At 60.2% G+C, this 18,770-nt stretch carries 18 protein-coding genes and 1 pseudogene; 13 read left to right on the forward strand and 6 right to left on the reverse strand.

The genetic code is table 11. The annotated features are described in order from the left end of the window. Nucleotides 1-131 precede the first annotated feature (131 nt). Nucleotides 132-542 (forward strand): nucleoside diphosphate kinase regulator, encoded by a 411-nt coding sequence (rnk, locus tag IB252_RS12735; protein WP_008150268.1) that lies wholly within the window; start codon nt 132-134, stop codon nt 540-542. A gap of 5 nt (nt 543-547) precedes the next feature. Here rnk and IB252_RS12740 read toward each other — a convergent pair whose 3' ends face one another. The 3 genes from IB252_RS12740 to IB252_RS12750 all read right to left on the reverse strand — a co-directional run bounded on the left by IB252_RS12740 (nt 548) and on the right by IB252_RS12750 (nt 4,516). After that, nucleotides 548-3,394: a class I adenylate cyclase gene (locus IB252_RS12740; protein ID WP_192408960.1), complete on the reverse strand. Its 2,847-nt coding sequence runs from the start codon at nt 3,392-3,394 to the stop codon at nt 548-550. Nucleotides 3,395-3,600: 206 nt separating this feature from the next. Further along, nucleotides 3,601-3,846, reverse strand: a complete 246-nt coding sequence (locus tag IB252_RS12745) for a TIGR02647 family protein (protein WP_008150272.1) — start codon at nt 3,844-3,846, stop codon at nt 3,601-3,603. 385 nt (nt 3,847-4,231) lie between these two features. Then, nucleotides 4,232-4,516 carry a hypothetical protein gene (locus IB252_RS12750; protein ID WP_008150274.1) on the reverse strand — a complete coding sequence of 95 codons (285 nt, stop codon included), beginning with the start codon at nt 4,514-4,516 and terminating at the stop codon, nt 4,232-4,234. Between the two features lie 124 nt (nt 4,517-4,640). Between IB252_RS12750 and IB252_RS12755 the strand changes: the two genes are divergently transcribed. After that, entirely contained in the window at nt 4,641-5,300 is a 660-nt protein-coding gene (locus IB252_RS12755) for a glutathione S-transferase family protein (RefSeq protein WP_192408962.1), read from the forward strand. A gap of 93 nt (nt 5,301-5,393) precedes the next feature. Here the strand turns inward: IB252_RS12755 and argH are convergent, their stop codons facing one another. Continuing rightward, entirely contained in the window at nt 5,394-6,788 is a 1,395-nt protein-coding gene (argH, locus tag IB252_RS12760; RefSeq protein WP_008150277.1) for an argininosuccinate lyase, read from the reverse strand. Nucleotides 6,789-6,931: 143 nt separating this feature from the next. Between argH and IB252_RS30575 the strand changes: the two are divergent. The 8 genes and pseudogenes from IB252_RS30575 to IB252_RS12795 form a co-directional block, all read left to right on the forward strand. After that, nucleotides 6,932-7,251 (forward strand): annotated as a pseudogene (locus tag IB252_RS30575) (sensor histidine kinase); the annotation flags it as partial. Then, entirely contained in the window at nt 7,248-7,994 is a 747-nt protein-coding gene (locus IB252_RS12765; RefSeq protein ID WP_111448326.1) for a LytR/AlgR family response regulator transcription factor, read from the forward strand. The pseudogene IB252_RS30575 and the gene IB252_RS12765, both read left to right, overlap by 4 nt. A gap of 137 nt (nt 7,995-8,131) precedes the next feature. Continuing rightward, nucleotides 8,132-9,073 (forward strand): hydroxymethylbilane synthase, encoded by a 942-nt coding sequence (hemC, locus tag IB252_RS12770; protein WP_192408964.1) that lies wholly within the window; start codon nt 8,132-8,134, stop codon nt 9,071-9,073. Next, a complete protein-coding gene (locus IB252_RS12775) occupies nt 9,070-9,837 on the forward strand; it encodes a uroporphyrinogen-III synthase (RefSeq protein ID WP_192408966.1) in 768 nt (255 codons plus the stop codon). The genes hemC and IB252_RS12775 overlap by 4 nt, the downstream gene beginning before the upstream one ends. Before the next feature lie 16 nt (nt 9,838-9,853). Next, nucleotides 9,854-11,008, forward strand: a complete 1,155-nt coding sequence (locus IB252_RS12780) for a uroporphyrinogen-III C-methyltransferase (RefSeq protein ID WP_192408968.1) — start codon at nt 9,854-9,856, stop codon at nt 11,006-11,008. Continuing rightward, nucleotides 11,005-12,243 (forward strand): heme biosynthesis protein HemY, encoded by a 1,239-nt coding sequence (locus tag IB252_RS12785; protein WP_192408970.1) that lies wholly within the window; start codon nt 11,005-11,007, stop codon nt 12,241-12,243. Before IB252_RS12780 ends, IB252_RS12785 begins: the two co-directional genes overlap by 4 nt. A gap of 229 nt (nt 12,244-12,472) precedes the next feature. Beyond that, a complete protein-coding gene (locus tag IB252_RS12790) occupies nt 12,473-13,024 on the forward strand; it encodes a disulfide bond formation protein B (protein ID WP_192408972.1) in 552 nt (183 codons plus the stop codon). 179 nt (nt 13,025-13,203) lie between these two features. Then, nucleotides 13,204-13,662 carry an Rsd/AlgQ family anti-sigma factor gene (locus IB252_RS12795; protein WP_033053386.1) on the forward strand — a complete coding sequence of 153 codons (459 nt, stop codon included), beginning with the start codon at nt 13,204-13,206 and terminating at the stop codon, nt 13,660-13,662. A 63-nt stretch (nt 13,663-13,725) separates the two neighbouring features. Here the strand turns inward: IB252_RS12795 and IB252_RS12800 are convergent, their stop codons facing one another. Then, entirely contained in the window at nt 13,726-14,391 is a 666-nt protein-coding gene (locus IB252_RS12800) for an FKBP-type peptidyl-prolyl cis-trans isomerase (protein WP_111448333.1), read from the reverse strand. Nucleotides 14,392-14,583: 192 nt separating this feature from the next. Here IB252_RS12800 and IB252_RS12805 point away from each other — a divergent pair, with 192 nt between their 5' ends. Beyond that, entirely contained in the window at nt 14,584-15,669 is a 1,086-nt protein-coding gene (locus IB252_RS12805; RefSeq protein WP_192408974.1) for an AlgP family protein, read from the forward strand. On the opposite strand, the gene IB252_RS12810 is transcribed toward IB252_RS12805, so the two are convergent. Next, nucleotides 15,666-16,130 (reverse strand): TIGR02444 family protein, encoded by a 465-nt coding sequence (locus IB252_RS12810; protein ID WP_192408976.1) that lies wholly within the window; start codon nt 16,128-16,130, stop codon nt 15,666-15,668. The genes IB252_RS12805 and IB252_RS12810 overlap by 4 nt on opposite strands. 50 nt (nt 16,131-16,180) lie before the next feature. Between IB252_RS12810 and IB252_RS12815 the strand changes: the two genes are divergently transcribed. Both IB252_RS12815 and IB252_RS12820 read left to right on the forward strand, forming a co-directional pair. Next, nucleotides 16,181-18,091, forward strand: a complete 1,911-nt coding sequence (locus tag IB252_RS12815; protein ID WP_046045102.1) for an ATP-binding cassette domain-containing protein — start codon at nt 16,181-16,183, stop codon at nt 18,089-18,091. After that, entirely contained in the window at nt 18,091-18,672 is a 582-nt protein-coding gene (locus IB252_RS12820; RefSeq protein ID WP_192408977.1) for a mechanosensitive ion channel family protein, read from the forward strand. The genes IB252_RS12815 and IB252_RS12820 overlap by 1 nt, the downstream gene beginning before the upstream one ends. Nucleotides 18,673-18,770: the final 98 nt, after the last annotated feature.

An 18,770-nucleotide genomic window follows, 5' to 3' on the forward strand; every position in this document is an offset into this window, starting at 1 on the left:
CCTCACTTGTATATTTATTGAGCTGTGATAGTGTCGAGAAACGCCTCAACCCATCGAGGCTCGTGAAAACCCCGCCTTTTTCTGGCGGGGTTTTGCTTTTTCTGTGCAGAAGAAAGGAGTCTGCCCAAATCATGACAGCACCTTCAATCACCCTTACCCGTCTGGACGTGCAACGTCTGGAGCGCCTGATCGACAGCCTGGATGACACGCTGCCGGGCGTTATCGCGCTGCAAACCGAACTGGATCGCGCCGATACCCTGGTCGGTCACGATGAAGTACCCGCCGATGTCGTGACCATGAATTCCCGTGTGCATTGCCGCGAAGAAGGCAGCGGCAAGGACTATCACCTGACGCTGGTTTATCCGAAGGATGCCAATGCCGACGAAGGCAAGATTTCCATTCTGGCGCCAGTGGGCAGCGCGCTGCTCGGCCTGAAGGTGGGTCAGCACATCGACTGGCCAGCACCGGGCGGCAAGACGCTCAAACTCACCCTGCTGGAAGTTGAATGGCAGCCGGCCGAGGGCGGTCACTTTCCGGAATAAGCTCGTCAGACCTGCTCGAGCGCCTCGTTCAATGCGCGCTCCAGGTCAGCCTTGTAGCGCAAATACAAAATACTTGAACGCTGACCATCACCGAGCAGGCCCGACAGGTCCAGGTCGGTGATGTAGCAGCGATAGCGTTCGGTTTCACGGCGCTGCTCGACGATTTCCCGGGCGACCACGTTGAACAGTCGGTCGCCATGTTCCAGCTCTGAAAATTCCCGCTGATTGCAATACAACGTGACCTGCACCTGTCCCGGTGCGGCTTTGCCGACAATCGCCTGCACGTCGTAGAACGGTTTGTTGACCGGGGTTTGCGGCGCTGGCCGAGCTTCGACCCGACGCGCCCGTACAGGGCCGGAGGGCAGCAGTTGGTAATACAAGGTGTCCAGGCTCAACGGCTGGGCGACGTCCATCGCCAGCAAGGCGTCGCGCCGGTACTGGATCGATTGCAGGAAACGTTGCAGCGGCACCAGCAGGCTTTGCTCGTCGTGGTAGGGCAAGCGCTGTTGCCACAGGGCATTGAATTCATCCAGCACGTACAGGTCGGCGTGGTATTCGTTGATCCGGTAGAACACCTGAATGCAATCGGGCTGACCCATCGGCAGGACCAGCGCCAGGTCGTGGTCTTCCAGTGCCATCGGGTCCAGGTGCAGCGGGCTGTAGCTTGCCCGCTCTTCGCCCAGGTAATCGACCAGCGCCGACAGCGTGGCGAGGGCGACATGATTGACCTGGCCGGGTACCAGTTCCAACACGTGGTAGTGCTGCTGGACCTGAATCAGGTAGCGATGATTGAGTTTGCTCAACAGCAGGTTCTGCGCGGTGTCGAGGATCTCTTCAACCCGCTGGGCGATGAACTGCGCGCGGTTGTGGCAGAAGCACCGAACCCGCAACGTGGGTTGTTGTAGCCCGCCGGGCAGGTTGTTGAGGTAATCGCGCACGCAGTCGAGCAGCGCGTGAGGGCCGTCGAAGCGGCTGACCAGCACTTCGTTCCAACTGTTGAGTGTGACCTGATCCAGGGTCAGTACCAGGTTTTCCCGGACGCCGGCGTAACTCAGGGAATCGGTGCGCTCGGTGGTCATCAGGATGTTCAGGTCGCGGTGGTGCTTGAGTGGATCGACGCCTACGTTCACCAGAATCAGCACTTCGCTCGGCACGCTGGCGCGCAGTAACGGTTCTTCGGCGACGGTCGTCAGCGGCAGGACGATGCTCTGTTGCAGGCTGCCGAGCAGGTTGAACAGTTCGAACTCGCTCAGGTCGCTGGTGCCGGGATGCAAGGCCAGGCGAGTGCTGCTGTCGATCACGCCGTTGCGGTGACACCAGGTCAGCAGTTCCAGCAAGTGGCGGCTGCGCTTGATCGGTGCGAAATGCTCCCATTCGAGGGCCGTCAGGCTGCCGTTGTACAAACCCCACTGAGTTTGACCCAATTCTTTTTTGTTCGGCGCGTGCACCAGCGTGAGGGTGTCTTCGGCCAGATCCGGGGCGATGCCAGGGTTGATGAACTCGACCTTGTCGGCTTTGCGCTCGAAAGCTGCGTACAGCCGTCGACCCAGCACGTTGAGGTCGCGCTTGTTGATCAGGCTGACGGTTTGTTCGGTGCGGGCGAACTGGGTCAGGAAGCGATAGCTGTAATTGAGCTCCTTGACCAAGGCCCTGCGTTCAGAACCGACCTGGCGGACTTTCCACTGGCTGCGGCTGTCGAGCAGGGCCAGTTGACGATGATCCCACTGCCATTCGTGGGCCAGGCGTTTGAGCAACGAACGCTGCCAGCTCTGCGTGCGACTGCTGCTGCCGGTGAGTTTGCGATTGACCTTCAGGTACAACGCCCGGCGTACCAGCTCCAGGCGTTCCGGCTCGCCACGGGCGGTCAGGTATTCCTCGATGCGCCGGTAAACCACGACGTATGGATCCAGCTCGTCAAGGTCGAGCCGATTGGCAAACACCGCTTGCTTGAAGCGCAGGCTCAGGCAATGGACCTTGGGGTGTTCGCTGGCGTAGACCTCGATCAGCAGCAGTTTGAGGACCGATTTGTAGGGCGACTCGATGCCCTTGAACAACTGCCAGAGCCCGGCACCGATAAATTCGCCAGGCGGGATATAGGCCAGATGCCCCAGGTCGAGGGTTTCATCGGCACGGATGAAACGCTTGGACATCAGCGTGTGGGTGTAACGGTCGTAGCTCGCTTCTTCGTAGACGGGCACCAGCCACCAGATGGGCGTGCGTCCGGCCAGCCAGATCGCGGTGCGATAAAACTCATCCAGCAGCAGATAGTGCTGGGTGGTGCCGCAGTCTTCCGAGCTCAGTTGGGTATCACGTTCGCCGCGTACGAAACGGGTCGGGTCGATCAGGAAGAAATGCGCCTCGGCGCCCTGGCTGGCAGCCCAGGTTTCGAGAAGCTGGCATTTTTTGCGCAGTTCAGTGAGCTCGCTTTCGCTCAAGTCCGGCCCGTGGCAGACCCACACGTCCATGTCGCTTTGGTCGGCCTGGGCGAGGGTGCCGAGGCTGCCCATCAGGAACAGGCCGTGAATCGGTCGCGGCGGATTGCTGCCATGGCGAGGCTTATAGGAAAACGAGCGGGTCAGGCGCTGGGCTTCGGCGAGGGTGTTGGCGTCGGGTTCGTAATTCGACAGCCCGGCCGGCGTGCTGCCCGAAACGTACCCTGGCAACAGCGGGTGATTGACGTGAAAAAACAGCGGCAACAAGCTCAGCACCGCTTGCTGGCGGGTCGACAACCCTTCCATGGCGCGGGCCATACGGCCTTCATTGAGCTTCAGAAAACGTGCGCGCAGCTGGCTGAGAACCTTGCGGTCGATTCCCTCGTCCAGATCGGGGCGGATTTCATGGGTGCGGGTCATGTCAGCTCAAACCGGCTCGCGGGGCTCAGACGTGATTGTCTGCGGATGAGGGGCAGTTTAGCGCCTCGGCTCCAGGACTTTTAAGCTGATTTTGTTTTTCCGGCGTCAGATTTTTATCGCGGGGCGACGGCTGGCAACAGGGCAGGTAACGAAATGTGCCCGCGGAAATCCCGTAGCAGGGGTTTCCGTGGGCGCTACGGTAATGCTCAGGCAGTTTCCCGGACGTTGAGAATGGTCAGAACGGTTTGCACATTTTGCGCGGCATCACGACCGAGGCTGGTCAGATAACCACCATCTGGCTGGGTGATCAATTCTTTGTCGAACAGTCTTTGGGCGGCGGCAATGGCTTTCGGGGCAGCGGTCTGATGAATTTTCAAACCTTCCTGGGAACTGTCCAGGTTGAAGAGTGCGAGGATTTCCAGTTCGGCAACCAACTCAGGGGTAAGCGACATAAGGACTCCAGACTTTCTAGGAATTGGACGACAGCGTCCCTAAGGTGATCCCACTCGGGCGGCATGTCCAGTGCTCGCGACAGGGTTTTTTCGCCTTGGGCAGCATTCCCCGGTGGGTGGTGCGGCAGCGGGGTGGGTTCAGTGTAGTCAGGGGCTGGAGGAAGGCGGGAGCGATTGGTGACAATTTGTGTTGGCGCGGGTTTTTGTGGTTGTGGAGGTCGCCTGTGGTGAGGGGATTTATCCCCGTTCGGCTGCGAAGCAGTCGTAAACCATTGCACACGGTATACCTGATACACCGAGTGCTATGGTTTTGGGGCGGCTTCGCCGCCCAACGGGGCGGTGCGACGTTTCGATAAATCCCCTCGCCACAGGGGGGCCTGCGGAATTACTTCTTTTCCGGCGGCAACTCTGGCAATGCACGCAACGCGGCTTCATACCATTCGGTATTGAACGCGCGGTCTTCTTCGAGGATCGCGTCGATTTCCACTGCCAGAACGTGGGCCATCAGATTGAGGATTTCTTCACGCTCGTAACCCACCAGGGTCAGCTTGTTGAAGGTGGCCTTGGCGGCTGGCGGGTTGTCGCTTTCAATCTGGTTTTCGATGGCTTCGACCAAGGTGTTTTCGGCGAATTCTTCTTCGTCGATCTCGATATCTGTTGGCTCGCTCATGGCAGGCTCCTCAAGTTAAGGCAGCCAGTTTACCTGCATTCAGCGCTGTGATGCTGCTGGCAAGAAACGTCGCGGCATTCTATAAAAGGCACCTGCCAACCCCGCACGGCCTGGAGGCTATGTGATGCTCAAGCTTTATGGATTTTCCGTCAGCAACTACTACAACATGGTCAAGCTGGCGCTGCTTGAGAAGGGACTGCCGTTTGAAGAGGTGCTGTTTCACCCGGGGCCGAGCCCCGAGGCATTAGCCATCAGCCCGCGCGGGAAGGTGCCGGTGCTGGGTGTCGAGCAGGGCTTCATCAACGAAACCAGTGTGATTCTCGAATACCTCGAACAAAGCCAGAAAGGCACGCCGCTGTTGCCGAGCGATCCCTATGAGCGGTCGCAGGTCCTGGCATTGGCCAAGGAAATCGAGCTGTACATCGAATTGCCGGGGCGTGCCTGCTATGCCGAAGCATTTTTCGGCATGACGGTGCCGGATGCGATCAAGGACAAGACCAAAGCCGAGTTGCTGCTGGGGTTTGCCTCACTGGGCAGGCACGGCAAGTTCGCCCCTTATGTGGCAGGTGATAGCCTGAGCATTGCGGATTTGTATTTCCTCTACAGCGTGCCGCTGGCCTGTGCGGTGGCGCAGAAGCTGTTTGACCTGGATTTGCTGGCTGAGATGCCGGCAGCCAAGGCGCTGCTGGAGCGTCTGGGGCAAAATCCGAATGTGCAGCGGATTGCGAAGGACAAGGAAGCGGCGATGCCAGCGTTTTTGGCGATGGTCGCGTCCAAGAAGTAGGTTTTTGCAGCGTTCTTGCGAATGTCATCGCGGGCAAGCCTTGCTCCTGCGGATCACGCGAATCCGTAGGAGCAAGGCTTGCCCGCGATGCTTTTAGCGGCTGGCGAGTAACGCCTGGCCGCGAACCACAGCCTTCTTGACCTGTGCCGGCGCAGTTCCGCCGATGTGGTCTCGGGCATTCACCGAGCCTTCCAGGGTCAGTACGGCGAACACGTCCTGATCGATCTGATCGCTGAACTTGCGCAGCTCTTCCAGGCTCATTTCCGCCAGGTCTTTACCGCTTTCCACGCCGTATTTCACGGCATGGCCAACGATTTCGTGGCAGTCACGGAACGGCAGACCACGACGTACCAGGTAGTCGGCCAGGTCGGTGGCGGTGGAGAAGCCACGCAGGGCGGCTTCACGCATCATCGCGTGCTTGGGTTTGATCGCCGGGATCATGTCGGCAAAGGCCCGCAGCGAGTCGCGCAACGTGTCGGCGGCGTCGAACAGCGGCTCTTTATCTTCCTGGTTGTCCTTGTTGTAGGCCAGGGGCTGGCCTTTCATCAGGGTCAGCAGGCCCATCAGTGCGCCGAATACGCGACCGGTCTTGCCACGCACCAGCTCCGGGACGTCCGGGTTTTTCTTTTGCGGCATGATCGAGCTGCCGGTGCAGAAACGGTCCGGCAGATCGATGAACTGGAACTGCGCGCTGGTCCACAGCACCAGCTCTTCGGAGAAACGCGACAAGTGCATCATCGCGATGCTCGCGGCCGAGCAGAACTCGATGGCGAAGTCACGATCGGACACGTTGTCCAGCGAGTTACCGCCCACAGCGTCGAAGCCCAGCAGTTGAGCGGTGTATTCGCGGTCGATCGGGTAGGTGGTACCGGCCAGTGCGGCACTGCCCAGCGGCATGCGGTTGGTACGCTTGCGGCAGTCGACCAGGCGTTCGTAGTCGCGGCTGAGCATTTCGAACCAGGCCAGCATGTGATGCCCGAAGGTCACTGGCTGCGCGGTTTGCAGGTGAGTGAAGCCCGGCATGATGCTGCCGGCTTCGCGCTCGGCCTGTTCCAGCAAGCCTTTTTGCAGGCGGGTGATTTCGCTCAGGATCAGGTCGATCTCGTCACGCAGCCACAGGCGGATGTCGGTGGCGACCTGGTCGTTACGGCTGCGACCGGTGTGCAGCTTTTTACCGGTGACGCCGATGCGGTCGGTCAGACGCGCCTCGATGTTCATGTGCACGTCTTCGAGGTCGATGCGCCAGTCGAACTGGCCGGCCTCGATTTCACCCTGGATGGTCTTCAGGCCATCAGTGATGCTGTCGCGCTCGGCATCGGTCAGCACGCCGACCTTGGCCAGCATCGTGGCGTGAGCGATCGAGCCCATGATGTCGTGGCGATACAGGCGCTGGTCGAAAGTGACGGAGGCGGTGAAGCGGGCGACGAAGGCGTCGACGGGTTCACTGAAGCGGCCGCCCCAGGACTGATTGGTCTTGTCAGTGCTCATGAATTCGCTCGTGTCGGCTGAAGAAAGATGGCGTAGAAAGCTGTCGCGGATAATAACAGGGTTGCCAATCCTGTCGCTGACACTGGTCGATACGTTTTTTTCTCAGGTGGCGGCCCATACTCGAATCAGCGCCGAGGGAATTTGCGCAACGATATTTTTCAATTGAGCAATATCGTGCCGGCAACCGTCTACAGTTGGACAGTAGGACCAGCGCACTTCCAGACGCTGCAGCTGACTATAAGAAGAGGGGGTGTTCATATTGTGTATCAACAAACCCTACGGCGATGCCTCGTTAACGCGGGCCTGGGCCGCCAAACGCACGACAGATGAAAATATAACCGTCGGTCGGGCGGCACTTTTTGGCCGTCGCGCTAGTCTTAGCGTGGATCGCGGTGACGGACGTCACTTCACCTGTCTACGCTATCCTTGTGCGAGACTCACGCAGGAATCCAGCGCAATATGAATGTCCTGATCGTTGATGACGAACCCCTTGCCCGCGAGCGCCTGAGCCGAATGGTTGGCGAACTCGAGGGATACAGTGTCCTGGAGCCTAGCGCCACGAACGGCGATGAAGCGTTGGCTCTGATCGACAGCCACAAACCCGATATCGTGCTGCTCGATATCGGCATGCCGGGCCTCGATGGCCTGCAAGTGGCTGCACGATTGTGCGAACGCGAAACCCCGCCCGCCGTGGTGTTTTGCACAGGCCCCGATGAATTTGCCGTGGAAGCCTTACAGGCCAGCGCCGTAGGCTATCTGGTGAAACCTGTGCGTACAGAACAATTACATGAAGCGTTGAAAAAAGCCGAGCGGCCCAATCGCGTCCAGCTCGCGGCCCTGACCCGTCCCGCCGCCGAAAGTGGCAGCGGCCCGCGCAGCCACATCAGCGCCCGTACCCGTAAAGGCATCGAGCTGATCCCATTGAATCAGGTGGTCTACTTCATTGCGGATCACAAATACGTGACCTTGCGCCACGAAGGCGGCGAAGTGCTGCTGGATGAGCCGCTCAAGGCCCTTGAAGATGAATTTGGCGATCGCTTCGTGCGAATCCACCGCAACGCGCTGGTCGCCCGCGAGCGCATCGAACGTCTGCAGCGCACGCCTCTGGGGCATTTTCAGCTGTTCCTCAAAGGCTTGAACGGCGACGCCCTGATCGTCAGCCGACGGCATGTGGCCGGCGTGCGCAAGATGATGCAACAGCTTTAATCCGCCATTTACGGGCGGGTTTCATCCCGATTGCTGGATGTCTGAGGCCAGGGAGGCCACGCGGTTTCTGATACAAGTCAAAGTGGATTTGGTTGAGCTGTTATTATCCGCCGTATCTATTCAGTACGGATTGATCCATGTCCTCTCGCGAAATCCGCATCGCCACCCGTAAAAGTGCACTCGCCCTGTGGCAGGCCGAATACGTCAAAGCCCGTCTGGAAGAGGCCCATCCGGGTCTGCTTGTGACGTTGGTGCCCATGGTCAGTCGCGGTGACAAGTTGCTCGACTCGCCACTGTCGAAAATCGGCGGCAAGGGCCTGTTCGTCAAAGAACTGGAAACCGCGCTGCTGGAAAACGAAGCCGACATCGCGGTGCACTCGATGAAAGACGTGCCGATGGACTTCCCTGAAGGCCTCGGTCTGTTTTGCATCTGCGAGCGCGAAGACCCGCGCGATGCATTCGTCTCCAACACCTACACCAGCCTGGACGAATTGCCGCAAGGCAGCATCGTCGGCACCTCCAGCCTGCGCCGTCAGGCCCAGTTGCTGACCCGTCGTCCGGACCTGGAAATTCGCTTCCTGCGCGGCAACGTCAACACGCGTCTGGCCAAGCTCGATGCCGGCGAATACGACGCCATTATCCTCGCGGCCGCCGGCCTGATTCGTCTCGGCTTTGAAGATCGGATTACCTCGGCCATCAGCGTCGACGACAGTCTGCCGGCCGGTGGCCAAGGCGCGGTGGGTATCGAATGCCGCAGCGTCGACAGCGAAATTCACGCGCTGTTGGCACCGCTGCACCATCAGGACACCGCCATCCGCGTGACCGCCGAACGTGCTCTCAACAAACATTTGAATGGCGGCTGCCAAGTGCCGATCGCCTGCTATGCCGTGCTTGAAGGCGAGCAGATCTGGTTGCGGGGTCTTGTCGGTGATCCGAACGGCGGTCTGCTGCTCAGCGCCGAGGCTCGTGCGCCACGAAGCGATGCCGAAGCCTTGGGCGTGCAAGTGGCTGAAGACCTGCTGAGTCAAGGCGCCAACGACATTCTGAAAGCAGTCTACGGCGAGGCAGGTCACGAGTGATGGGTTGGCGCCTGCTGCTGACGCGTCCCGCGGATGAGTCGGCGGCGCTGAGCAGTCTTTTGGCCGAAAAGGGGATTTTCAGCAGCAGTTTGCCGCTTTTGGAGATCGAGCCGATTCCTGCCTCTGACACAATGCGCGAGATGATTCAGGGGCTGGATCGCTATTGCGCGGTGATCGTGGTCAGTAAGCCGGCCGCCAGAATTGCCGTGGATCTGCTCGACAGGTATCGGCCGCAACCCCCTCGTTTGAAGTGGTTCAGCGTGGGCGCCGCCACCGCGCAGATCCTCGAGGATCGCGGGTTGGACATCAGCTTTCCGGTGGAGGGCGATGACAGCGAAGCCTTGCTTGAACTTCCTCAGTTGCGCGAGGCAATCGCGCGGCCCGGTCCGCGCGTGCTGATCATGCGTGGGGAGGGCGGGCGTGAGTTGCTGGCTGAGCGTTTGCGCGAGCTTGGTGCTAGTGTCGAGTATCTGGAGTTGTACCGCCGCGACCTGCCGCAGTACCCGCCGGCAGCGCTGTCTGACCGGATCGAAGCGGAACGCTTGAACGGGCTGGTGGTCAGCAGTGGACAGGGTTTTGAGCACCTGCATCAATTGGCCGGCGATGCCTGGCCGCGATTGGCGCGGTTGCCGTTGTTTGTTCCAAGCCCCAGGGTTGCCGAGCTGGCACGTGCCGCCGGGGCCCAAACAGTTGTGGATTGTCGTGGCGCCAGTGCCGCGGCTTTGCTGACGGCGTTGCGGGAGCATCCCGGACCCGTTCTCTAATGCAAAGGATGGATACGTGAGCGAAACAGCCTTGCCTAAAGATGACGTCAAGCCAGTGCTCGATGCACCGGTTGAAGCACCGGTTGAAACCGGGCCACCTGCTGCAGTGCAGCGCCGAGGCAATGGGCTGGCAATCGTCGCGCTGTTGCTGGGCGCTGCCGGTGTCGCCGTGGGCGGTTGGGGAGTCTGGCAGGTGCGTCACCTGCAAGCCAATACTCAACTGCAGTTGAGTCAGGTCCAGGCATTGAACGATCAGGCACAGGACCTGAAGCTCAATGAACAACGCCTGACTGCTCGCCTGGAACAAATGCCTGCCGCCGCCGAGCTAGACGCGCGCAGTCGTTTGGTCATTCAACTTCAAGGCGATCAGCAACGCCTGAATCAACGTCTGGAAACGGTTCTCGGCGCCAGCCGCAAGGATTGGCGTCTGGCCGAGGCCGAGCACCTGCTGCGTCTGGCCAGCCTGCGTCTTTCCGCGTTGCAGGACATCAGCAGTGCCCAGGCTTTGGTGCAGGGCGCCGATGAGATTCTGCGCGAACAGAACGATCCGGGTTCCTTTGCCGCTCGCGAGCAAGTTGCCAAAACGCTGGTGGCATTGCGTAGCACCCAACAGCCGGATCGCACCGGTCTGTTCCTGCGGCTGGGGGCGCTGCGCGATCAAGTGATCGGCCTCACCGAGCTGGCACCTGAGTACAAGGATCGTGGCGAATCCCTGCTGGGTCTCACCGCTGATGGCGACGGCGCCAGTCGTTGGGCGCAATGGTGGGATCAGGTCTCGCGCTACATCCGCATCGACTTCAACGCCGACAAGAATGTGCGTCCGTTGCTGGCCGGGCAGAGCCTGAGCCAGGTGCGCCTGGCCCTGAGCCTGGCACTGGAGCAGGCGCAATGGGCCGCGCTCAATGGCCAGGCCGCGGTTTATACCCAGGCGCTGGCCGAAGCGCGGGACGTGCTCAAGGGCAACTTCAACCCGGACAATCCTCAGAGCAAAGTGATGCTTGAGCAGGTTGGCGAGTTGAGCAAGCAACCGGTCACCGTTGTCACGCCAGACCTGACCGGCACGCTGAGTGCAGTTCAAGGGTATCTGGAGCGGCGTAACGTCAACGCCGAGGACTCGATCAAGCCGATGGCCAAACCTGCCGCGGACACCATTCCGGAGGCGACGCCATGAAACGCCTCTATGTGATCGTGTTCCTGGTGATCGCCGCTGCTGCCGCGCTCGGGCTGGCGATTGCCGAGCATTCCGGTTACGTGCTGGTCGCCTATAAAAGCTTCCGTTACGAGTCTAGTCTGTGGGCAACCCTGGCGTTGGTCGCCGTGCTCTGGCTGGTGTTCTGGGGCATCAAGGCGTTGATCGAATTGGTGACGACCTCCAGCGGCGTGGTCAATCCCTGGTCGCGGCGCAATCGCAGTCGCCGGGTGCAGGTGGCAATTGAGCACGGTCAGCTGGATCTGGCCGAAGGTCGCTGGGCCAGTGCGCAGCGCCATCTGCATCGGGCTGCGGAAGCCGAGCGCCAGCCTCTGCTTTACTACCTCGGCGCCGCCAGGGCCGCGAACGAACAAGGTCAATACGAGGAAAGCGACAACCTGCTGGAGCGCGCTCTTGAGCGACAACCCCAGGCAGAGTTGGCGATTGCCCTGAGCCACGCGCAATTACAGACTGATCGCGGCGATACCGACGGCGCCCTGGTGACCCTGCAAGCCATGCGCGAGCGTCATCCTCATAACGTCCAGACCTTGCGCCAGTTGCAGCGCTTGCACCAACAGCGGGGCGACTGGTCGGCCGTGATTCGTCTGCTGCCGGAGCTGCGCAAGGATAAGGTCCTGCCACCGGCCGAACTGGCCGAACTGGAACGCCGGGCCTGGGGTGAGAACCTGTCCCTGGCGGCGCATCGGGAAGAAGACGGGGCGGTCGGCTTGCAATCGCTCAATCGCGCCTGGCAGCAGTTGACCTCAGCTCAGCGTCAGGAACCGCAACTGGTGCTCGCTTATGCCGAGCAACTTCGGCAACTGGGTGCTCAGGTCGAGGCCGAAGAGATCCTGCGGACGGCGCTCAAGCGCAACTATGACAGTCATCTGGCGCGCCTCTATGGACTCGTTCGCGGCAGCGATCCGGCACGTCAACTGCACACGGCCGAGGGTTGGCTCAAGGATCATCCGGCCGATCCGAGCCTGCTGCTGACTTTGGGGCGCTTGTGTCTGCAAAGCAGCCTTTGGGGCAAGGCCCGGGACTATCTGGAAAGCAGCCTGCGAGTGCAGCGCAACCCGGAAGCCTGTGCGGAACTGGCGCGGCTGCTGGCGCAGCTGGGTGACACAGAACGCAGCAATCAGTTGTTCCAGGAGGGCTTGGTCTTGCTGGACGAGCGCTTGCTGGCGGCACCGTTGCCGGTTCCTGTTCACGCTTGAAGAGTGGATGACGGGTCGCTCAAAGGAGCGATCCAGTCGCCTGCAAACTGTCGGGATTTAACCTTTGTAGTCCGTTAACGGCAAAGTCCTACAGGGGACTACACCTAATCCTCTCGTTCCTGTCGGGAATTCCCTACACTTCTGCTGAAGTGTCCCCGCTGACCTGCCTTGAAAGGCTGCAGCGCTTTCCTCTACCGTAACCGCCTGTCTCTACTGTTACGGAAATGCCATGTCTTTGGCCTGCTCACGCTCCTTGTTTTTCATGGCTTTCATTGCAGGTGCCCTGGTCTTGGGCGTGTCTTATTACCTGGAATATGTGGTCGGCCTCAAACCTTGCGGGTTGTGCCTGTTGCAGCGATCTTGCCTCGCGTTACTCACGGGTATTTGCCTGGCTGCTTCGGTGCATGGGCCGGGCCGCTTTGGCTCTTTCCTGTATTGGATGCTCGGGCTGTTTTGCAGTCTGGCGGGTACGGTCACGGCGTGGCGGCAGGTAGTGCTGCAGAGCGATCCAGCGCATCGGCTGATGACGTGCCCGCCTGATCTGGCTGTTCAGTACGAGGACATGCCCTGGTTTTGCCAAGTGACACAGATGTTTAAAGGGGAGGCAGAGTGCGCGGAGATTTCCTGGACACTGTTCGACCTGAGCATTCCTGAGTGGAGTCTGCTGCTCTTCATGGCGATGACGATTTTAGGTATTTACCAGTTGCTGCGACTTGTCTGGAAAGCCTGTCTGCGACCGCTCAGCGGCGGTTCGTCGCACCGGGTGGTGGCGGGTGATTAAACACTTGTATGAACTTTATCTCCTGCGTACCTTGAAGCCATTGTCGCGCGGGCATAATCTGGCCCGCACGTGTCATTGGAATTATGTTGCTCGAATGACGCTCTGCCTGGCCGATACTTGACCTTCAAGTGTGGCGACGGGTGTAGGGCAGCATGACCCACAAGGGAAGAGAGATCACCATGCTCGAAAGTTGTCAGAATGCTCAGGAACGTTGGGGTGGAGTGCATCTGCTGATCGATCGCTGGTTGCAGGAGCGTCACGAGCTGGTTCGGGCCTATGATGCTCTCGGCGCCAAGCCTGAGGCACTGGGTGAGAACCGTAAGCCGTTGCAGGAATTCTGCGGCGTGCTGGTCGATTACGTGTCTGCCGGGCACTTCGAGATCTACGAACAGCTGACCGGCGAAGCCAAAGCGTTTGGTGACACTCGCGGTCTCGAGCTGGCCGAGACCATCTACCCTCGCATCGACGTCATCACCGAGAAGCTGCTCGCGTTCAACGACCTATGTGATGCAGGTCAATGCGTGGCAGAGAAATTCAAAGAGCTGGGTGGCCTGTTGCACGAGCGCTTCGAGCTGGAAGACTGCCTGATCGAAGTGCTGCACACCGCTCACAAGGAAGAGGACCCGGTTCAGGCCTGAACCCCCTTCCTGCAAGACCTCCAAAAACGGTGCGCTATGCGCGCCGTTTTTCATTTCCGGTATTCAGCCTGTGGCACCGCGCAGTTCGACTTCGAATACCAGCGGTGTGAAGGGCGCAATCAGGTCGCCGGCACCCTCGGCGCCATAGGCTTCGGCTGATGGAATCACCAGGCGCCATTTCGCACCGACCGGCATTTGCTGCAACGCGCTACGCCATCCGCTGATCACGCTGTCGAGACTGAACCACTGCGGCTGACTGTTCTGATCGAACACCGTGCCGTCGGGAAGGCGACCGATATATAGCACCTGGACTTTGCCGTTGGGGCCAGCTTTGGCACCCGTGCCTGGCGCCAACTCCGTTAGCAATATTCCATCGGCCAGCTCACGAACGCCCGGTCTGGCTTTTTCCTCGGCGAGAAAAGCCTGCTCTTTTTCGAGTGCGATTTCGCTTTGCGGCGTGCTCGGTTGCAAGGCGACCTGGGCTTCGTGCTCGGCAAGAATCTGTTCGATCTGCTCATCTTTCAGCGCCAGGGGTTTGCCTTGATAGGCTTGTTGCAAGCCTTGGATCAGCGCCTGAAGTTGCAGATCGGGAACCTCCTGGCGCAGGCGTTCGCCGAGACTTGCGCCCAGGCTGTAAGAGAGATCATGAGTGTCATTTTCTTTGGTTTTTTCGGCGGCCTGGGCCACGGAAAAAAACACGCACAGTGATAAAAAAAGGTAGCGCGACATGGGCACTCTCCGACCTGAGGTGCGGGGGATTATGCCAGTGTGAATGCGCTCGACGGTGAACTGGTTTTGCGCAAGCGCAGAAGAATTTCAATCCGTTGCAACGTCGCGCTTTGGATACTGTCAAGATGCCCTAGCGGCGGTAGCAGCAGAGGTCTAGTATGAGCCGCACCCACGTCAGCCAGGAGGTAAACCATGTCGGCCACCAAGAAGCCTGTAAATACTCCGTTGCACTTACTCCAACAACTCTCGGGCAGCTTGCTCGAGCATCTGGAAAACGCTTGCTCCCAAGCCTTGGCTGATGCTGAAAAACTGCTCGCCAAACTGGAAAAGCAACGCGGAAAAGCACAAGAAAAACTGCACAAGTCCCGTACCAAATTGCAGGACGCTGCGGCGGCCGGCAAGGCCAAGGCACAAGCCAAAGCCAAGGGCGCGGTGAAGGAGCTTGAGGACTTGCTCGATGCCCTCAAGGATCGTCAATCCGAAACTCGCAGCTACATTCTGCAACTCAAGCGCGATGCTCAAGAAAGCCTGAAACTGGCCCAGGGCGTCGGTCGTGTACAAGAGGCTGTCGGCAAGGCGTTGTCCCTGCGTTCGGCCAAGCCTGCTGCGGCTCCTGCCAAGAAAGCCGCTGCCAAACCGGCTGCTGCAAAAGCACCGGCCAAGCCTGCCGCCAAACCGACTGCCAAAGCACCGGTGAAAGCCGCAGCAAAACCAGCAGCAAAACCTGCGGCGAGAAAACCAGTCGCTGCCAGCGCTGCGAAACCGGCTGCTAGAACGACGGCTGCCAAGCCTGCCGCCGCCAAGCCAGCCACTGCAAAAACGGCTGCTGCAAAACCAGCCGTGGCGAAAACTGCCGCAGCCAAACCAGCAGCCAAACCAGCAGCAAAAACGGCCGCTAAACCTGCAGCCAAACCCGCTGCCAAAACTGCGGCGGCGAAACCTGCGGCCAAGCCGGCTGCCAAACCTGTTGCGGCTAAAGCTGCTGCAAAACCAGCTGCAAAACCGGCGGTAAAAGCTGCTGCCAAACCAGCCGCTAAGCCAGCAGCAAAACCTGCTGCGGCTAAACCTGCTGCCAAGCCAGTCGCGGCCAAGCCTGTTGCGAAACCAGCGGTGAAAAAACCTGTTGCCGCCAAGCCGGCCACCGCGCCAGTTGCCAAGCCAGCCAACCCGGTTCCGGCGGCAACGTCTGCTTTAGCAGCAGCCACCTCGACAACGCCGCCAGCGCCAACGCCGGCCGCCGCATCGATCGCAGCAACCACCCCAACCAGCGCTTCCTAAGTGCCGGTTGCCGCGACGCGCAGCTGATGCAGCGCGTCGCGGTCCAGGTGGACGGCGCCTGCCGTCACACCTGCCAGCCAGGCCGCTAGATCGGCCGCGTCACCCTGCGGCCAACTTTGCGCCGTTCTCTCCAGTCGCAACAACAGATGTCGCTCGGCTTCCAGTTCGAGTGCCTTCACTTGCTCGCGCAAGGCATTCAGTTCGCCATCGACGTCGGCGACGACTTTCCAATTCACCCGCAAGGCTCGCAGCGGTTGCACCACCTCTGCGTCCCACGGCTCGGCCACGCTACGCAGTTGCTGCAATCGGTGTTCGTTACAGGCGACGCCACGTTCTCCCAGCCACAGCCCGCAGAGCAGCAAGCACACATTGATACCCGCCGACTGCAATTGCAGGCACGCAGGTTCAACGCCGGGACGGGCGTAAGTACTAAGGGAAAAGCTCCACAGGTCAGAGGACATAGTGCTACTCGCGCCAGTTGCGAGCGAAGCTGGTAGACTCCGCCGCCATTATGATTCGACTTCAGAACCTGACTTTACAGCGTGGCCCGCAACGTCTGCTAGAAGACGCCGAGCTGACCCTGCACGCCGGCCACAAAGCCGGCCTCATCGGTGCCAACGGCGCCGGCAAATCGAGCCTGTTTGCCTTGCTTCTGGGTGACCTGCACCCGGATTCGGGTGATTGCTTCTTGCCGGCGGACTGGCGCATCGCCCACATGCGCCAGGAGATCGACACCCTCGATCGGGTGGCGGTCGACTATGTGCTCGATGGCGACCTGCGCCTGCGTGAGGTGCAACGCGACCTCGCGGCAGCCGAAGCGGCCCATGACGGTACCGCTCAGGCCCGCCTGCACTCGGAACTCGACAGCGCCGACGGTTACACCGCCGATGCCCGGGCCCGAAAACTGCTGGCCGGCCTTGGGTTCACCAATGAGCAGATGGATCGCCAGGTAGGAGATTTCTCTGGTGGTTGGCGGATGCGTCTGAACCTGGCGCAGGCTTTGATGTGCCCCTCGGACTTGTTGTTGCTCGACGAACCGACCAACCACTTGGACCTCGACGCCATCATCTGGCTCGAAGAATGGCTCAAAAGCTATCCTGGCACCTTGATGCTGATTTCCCACGACCGGGACTTCCTCGATGCCGTGGTCGATCACGTGGCCCACGTCGATCAGCGCAAGATCACCCTGTATCGCGGTGGTTACAGCGCCTTCGAACGCGCTCGCGCCGAACGTCTGGCCCAGCAACAGCAGGCCTACGAGAAGCAACAGGCGCAACGTGCGCACATGGAAAGCTACATCGCCCGCTTCAAGGCCCAGGCCACCAAGGCCCGTCAGGCCCAGAGCCGGATCAAGGCGCTGGAGCGGATGGAAGAACTGTCCGCCGCCCACGTCGATTCGCCATTCGATTTCGTTTTCCGCGAATCAGTGAAAATCTCCAGCCCGTTGATTGATCTCTCCGACGCCCGACTGGGTTACGGCGAGCGAGCCGTGCTGGAGAAGGTCAAGCTGCAACTGACCCCCGGTGCGCGGATCGGTTTGCTTGGCCCGAACGGTGCCGGTAAATCGACCCTGATCAAAAACCTTGCCGGTGAACTCGAACCGTTGTCCGGCCGACTGACCCGTGGCGAGAACACCGTCGTTGGCTACTTCGCCCAGCATCAGCTGGACTCACTCGACTCCAAGGCCAGCCCGCTGCTGCACATGCAGCGCCTGGCGCCGACCGAGCGCGAGCAGACGCTGCGCGATTTCCTCGGTGGATTCGACTTCCGCGGTGCGCGTATCGATGAGCCGGTGCTGAACTTCTCCGGTGGCGAAAAGGCCCGTCTGGCGCTGGCATTGATCGCCTGGGGCCGACCGAACCTGTTGCTGCTCGACGAACCGACCAACCACCTGGACCTGGAAATGCGCCTGGCGCTGACCATGGCCCTGCAGGAATTCAGTGGCGCGGTACTGGTGGTCTCCCACGATCGCCATTTGCTCAAAAGTACCACCGACAATTTCTACCTGGTGGCGGACGGTAAGGTCGAGGAGTTCGACGGCGACCTGGAAGACTACACCCGTTGGCTGGTGGATTACCGTCAGCGCAATGCCCCGGTCAGCAATACGCCGGTCAATCCGGACAAGACCGACAAGAAGGCCCAGCGCCAGGCGGCGGCCGCGTTGCGTCAGCAACTGGCACCGCACAAGCGCGAGGCTGACAAGCTCGAAGCCGAACTGGGCAAGCTGCACGAGAAGCTGGCGAAGATCGATACCAGCCTCGGCGACAGCGACATTTACGAGCCGGCGCGCAAAAACGATTTGCGTGATCTGCTGGCCGAGCAGGCCAAGCTGAAGGTCCGTGAAGCCGAGCTGGAAGAAGCCTGGATGGAAGCGCTGGAGTTGCTGGAAAGCATGCAGGCGGAGCTGGAGGCTCTGTCTTGATGGACGCGTTCAAGCTGCCATTGGCTGCCGTGTGGATTGAGCCTCTGTGGCTCTTTGGGCAAATCCTGCTGATCTTGTTGGCGGGCTACATCGCTCAGCGCTTCGTGGCCAAGTGCCTGACGCGTCTGGGCGAGCGCTATCCGTTACCGCCGCAGTTGCTGATGCCGCTGCGTGGTGGTTTGCGCTGGCTGATCATGGGCAGCGCGCTGATCTTCGTCCTGGAACGCCTCGGCGTTTCGGCTACGGTGCTCTGGACCGCGTTGTCCGGGTTTGTCGCGGTAGCGGCAGTGGCGTTCTTCGCCATGTGGAGCGTGCTCTCGAATCTGTTGTGCGCCATCCTGATCTTCACCGTCGGCCCATTTCGGATCGGTGATGTGGTCGAGTTGGTGGACACCACCGACAAGCCCGGCGTCAAAGGCCGGGTCGTTGCGATTAATCTGCTCTACACCACGCTGATTGAAGCGGAAGAACTCGGCACCGGCAGCGCCATGGTGCAAGTGCCCAATAGCCTGTTCTTCCAGCGCTCGGTTCGACGCTGGCGCGGCACGGATATGTTTCCGTCCAATGGGTTCGAAAAATAGTCGTTACCTCTTGCATAGAGGTTGTCTGATAAATCGTCATCGCGAGCAGGCTCGCTCCCACAATGGTTTTCGACGCTCACAAATCCCATGTGGGAGCG

It is taken from the genome of Pseudomonas sp. PDM10 (assembly GCF_014852295.1).
Lineage (GTDB): Bacteria > Pseudomonadota > Gammaproteobacteria > Pseudomonadales > Pseudomonadaceae > Aquipseudomonas.

What these genes read in the sequence shown, in the direction of transcription:
- rnk (WP_008150268.1), top strand. Translation starts at nt 132, where the DNA reads ATGACAGCACCTTCAATCACCCTTACCCGTCTGGACGTGCAACGTCTG.
- IB252_RS12740 (WP_192408960.1), bottom strand. Translation starts at nt 3,394, where the DNA reads ATGACCCGCACCCATGAAATCCGCCCCGATCTGGACGAGGGAATCGAC.
- IB252_RS12745 (WP_008150272.1), bottom strand. Translation starts at nt 3,846, where the DNA reads ATGTCGCTTACCCCTGAGTTGGTTGCCGAACTGGAAATCCTCGCACTC.
- IB252_RS12750 (WP_008150274.1), bottom strand. Translation starts at nt 4,516, where the DNA reads ATGAGCGAGCCAACAGATATCGAGATCGACGAAGAAGAATTCGCCGAA.
- IB252_RS12755 (WP_192408962.1), top strand. Translation starts at nt 4,641, where the DNA reads ATGCTCAAGCTTTATGGATTTTCCGTCAGCAACTACTACAACATGGTC.
- argH (WP_008150277.1), bottom strand. Translation starts at nt 6,788, where the DNA reads ATGAGCACTGACAAGACCAATCAGTCCTGGGGCGGCCGCTTCAGTGAA.
- IB252_RS12765 (WP_111448326.1), top strand. Translation starts at nt 7,248, where the DNA reads ATGAATGTCCTGATCGTTGATGACGAACCCCTTGCCCGCGAGCGCCTG.
- hemC (WP_192408964.1), top strand. Translation starts at nt 8,132, where the DNA reads ATGTCCTCTCGCGAAATCCGCATCGCCACCCGTAAAAGTGCACTCGCC.
- IB252_RS12785 (WP_192408970.1), top strand. Translation starts at nt 11,005, where the DNA reads ATGAAACGCCTCTATGTGATCGTGTTCCTGGTGATCGCCGCTGCTGCC.
- IB252_RS12790 (WP_192408972.1), top strand. Translation starts at nt 12,473, where the DNA reads ATGTCTTTGGCCTGCTCACGCTCCTTGTTTTTCATGGCTTTCATTGCA.
- IB252_RS12795 (WP_033053386.1), top strand. Translation starts at nt 13,204, where the DNA reads ATGCTCGAAAGTTGTCAGAATGCTCAGGAACGTTGGGGTGGAGTGCAT.
- IB252_RS12800 (WP_111448333.1), bottom strand. Translation starts at nt 14,391, where the DNA reads ATGTCGCGCTACCTTTTTTTATCACTGTGCGTGTTTTTTTCCGTGGCC.
- IB252_RS12805 (WP_192408974.1), top strand. Translation starts at nt 14,584, where the DNA reads ATGTCGGCCACCAAGAAGCCTGTAAATACTCCGTTGCACTTACTCCAA.
- IB252_RS12810 (WP_192408976.1), bottom strand. Translation starts at nt 16,130, where the DNA reads ATGTCCTCTGACCTGTGGAGCTTTTCCCTTAGTACTTACGCCCGTCCC.
- IB252_RS12815 (WP_046045102.1), top strand. Translation starts at nt 16,181, where the DNA reads ATGATTCGACTTCAGAACCTGACTTTACAGCGTGGCCCGCAACGTCTG.
- IB252_RS12820 (WP_192408977.1), top strand. Translation starts at nt 18,091, where the DNA reads ATGGACGCGTTCAAGCTGCCATTGGCTGCCGTGTGGATTGAGCCTCTG.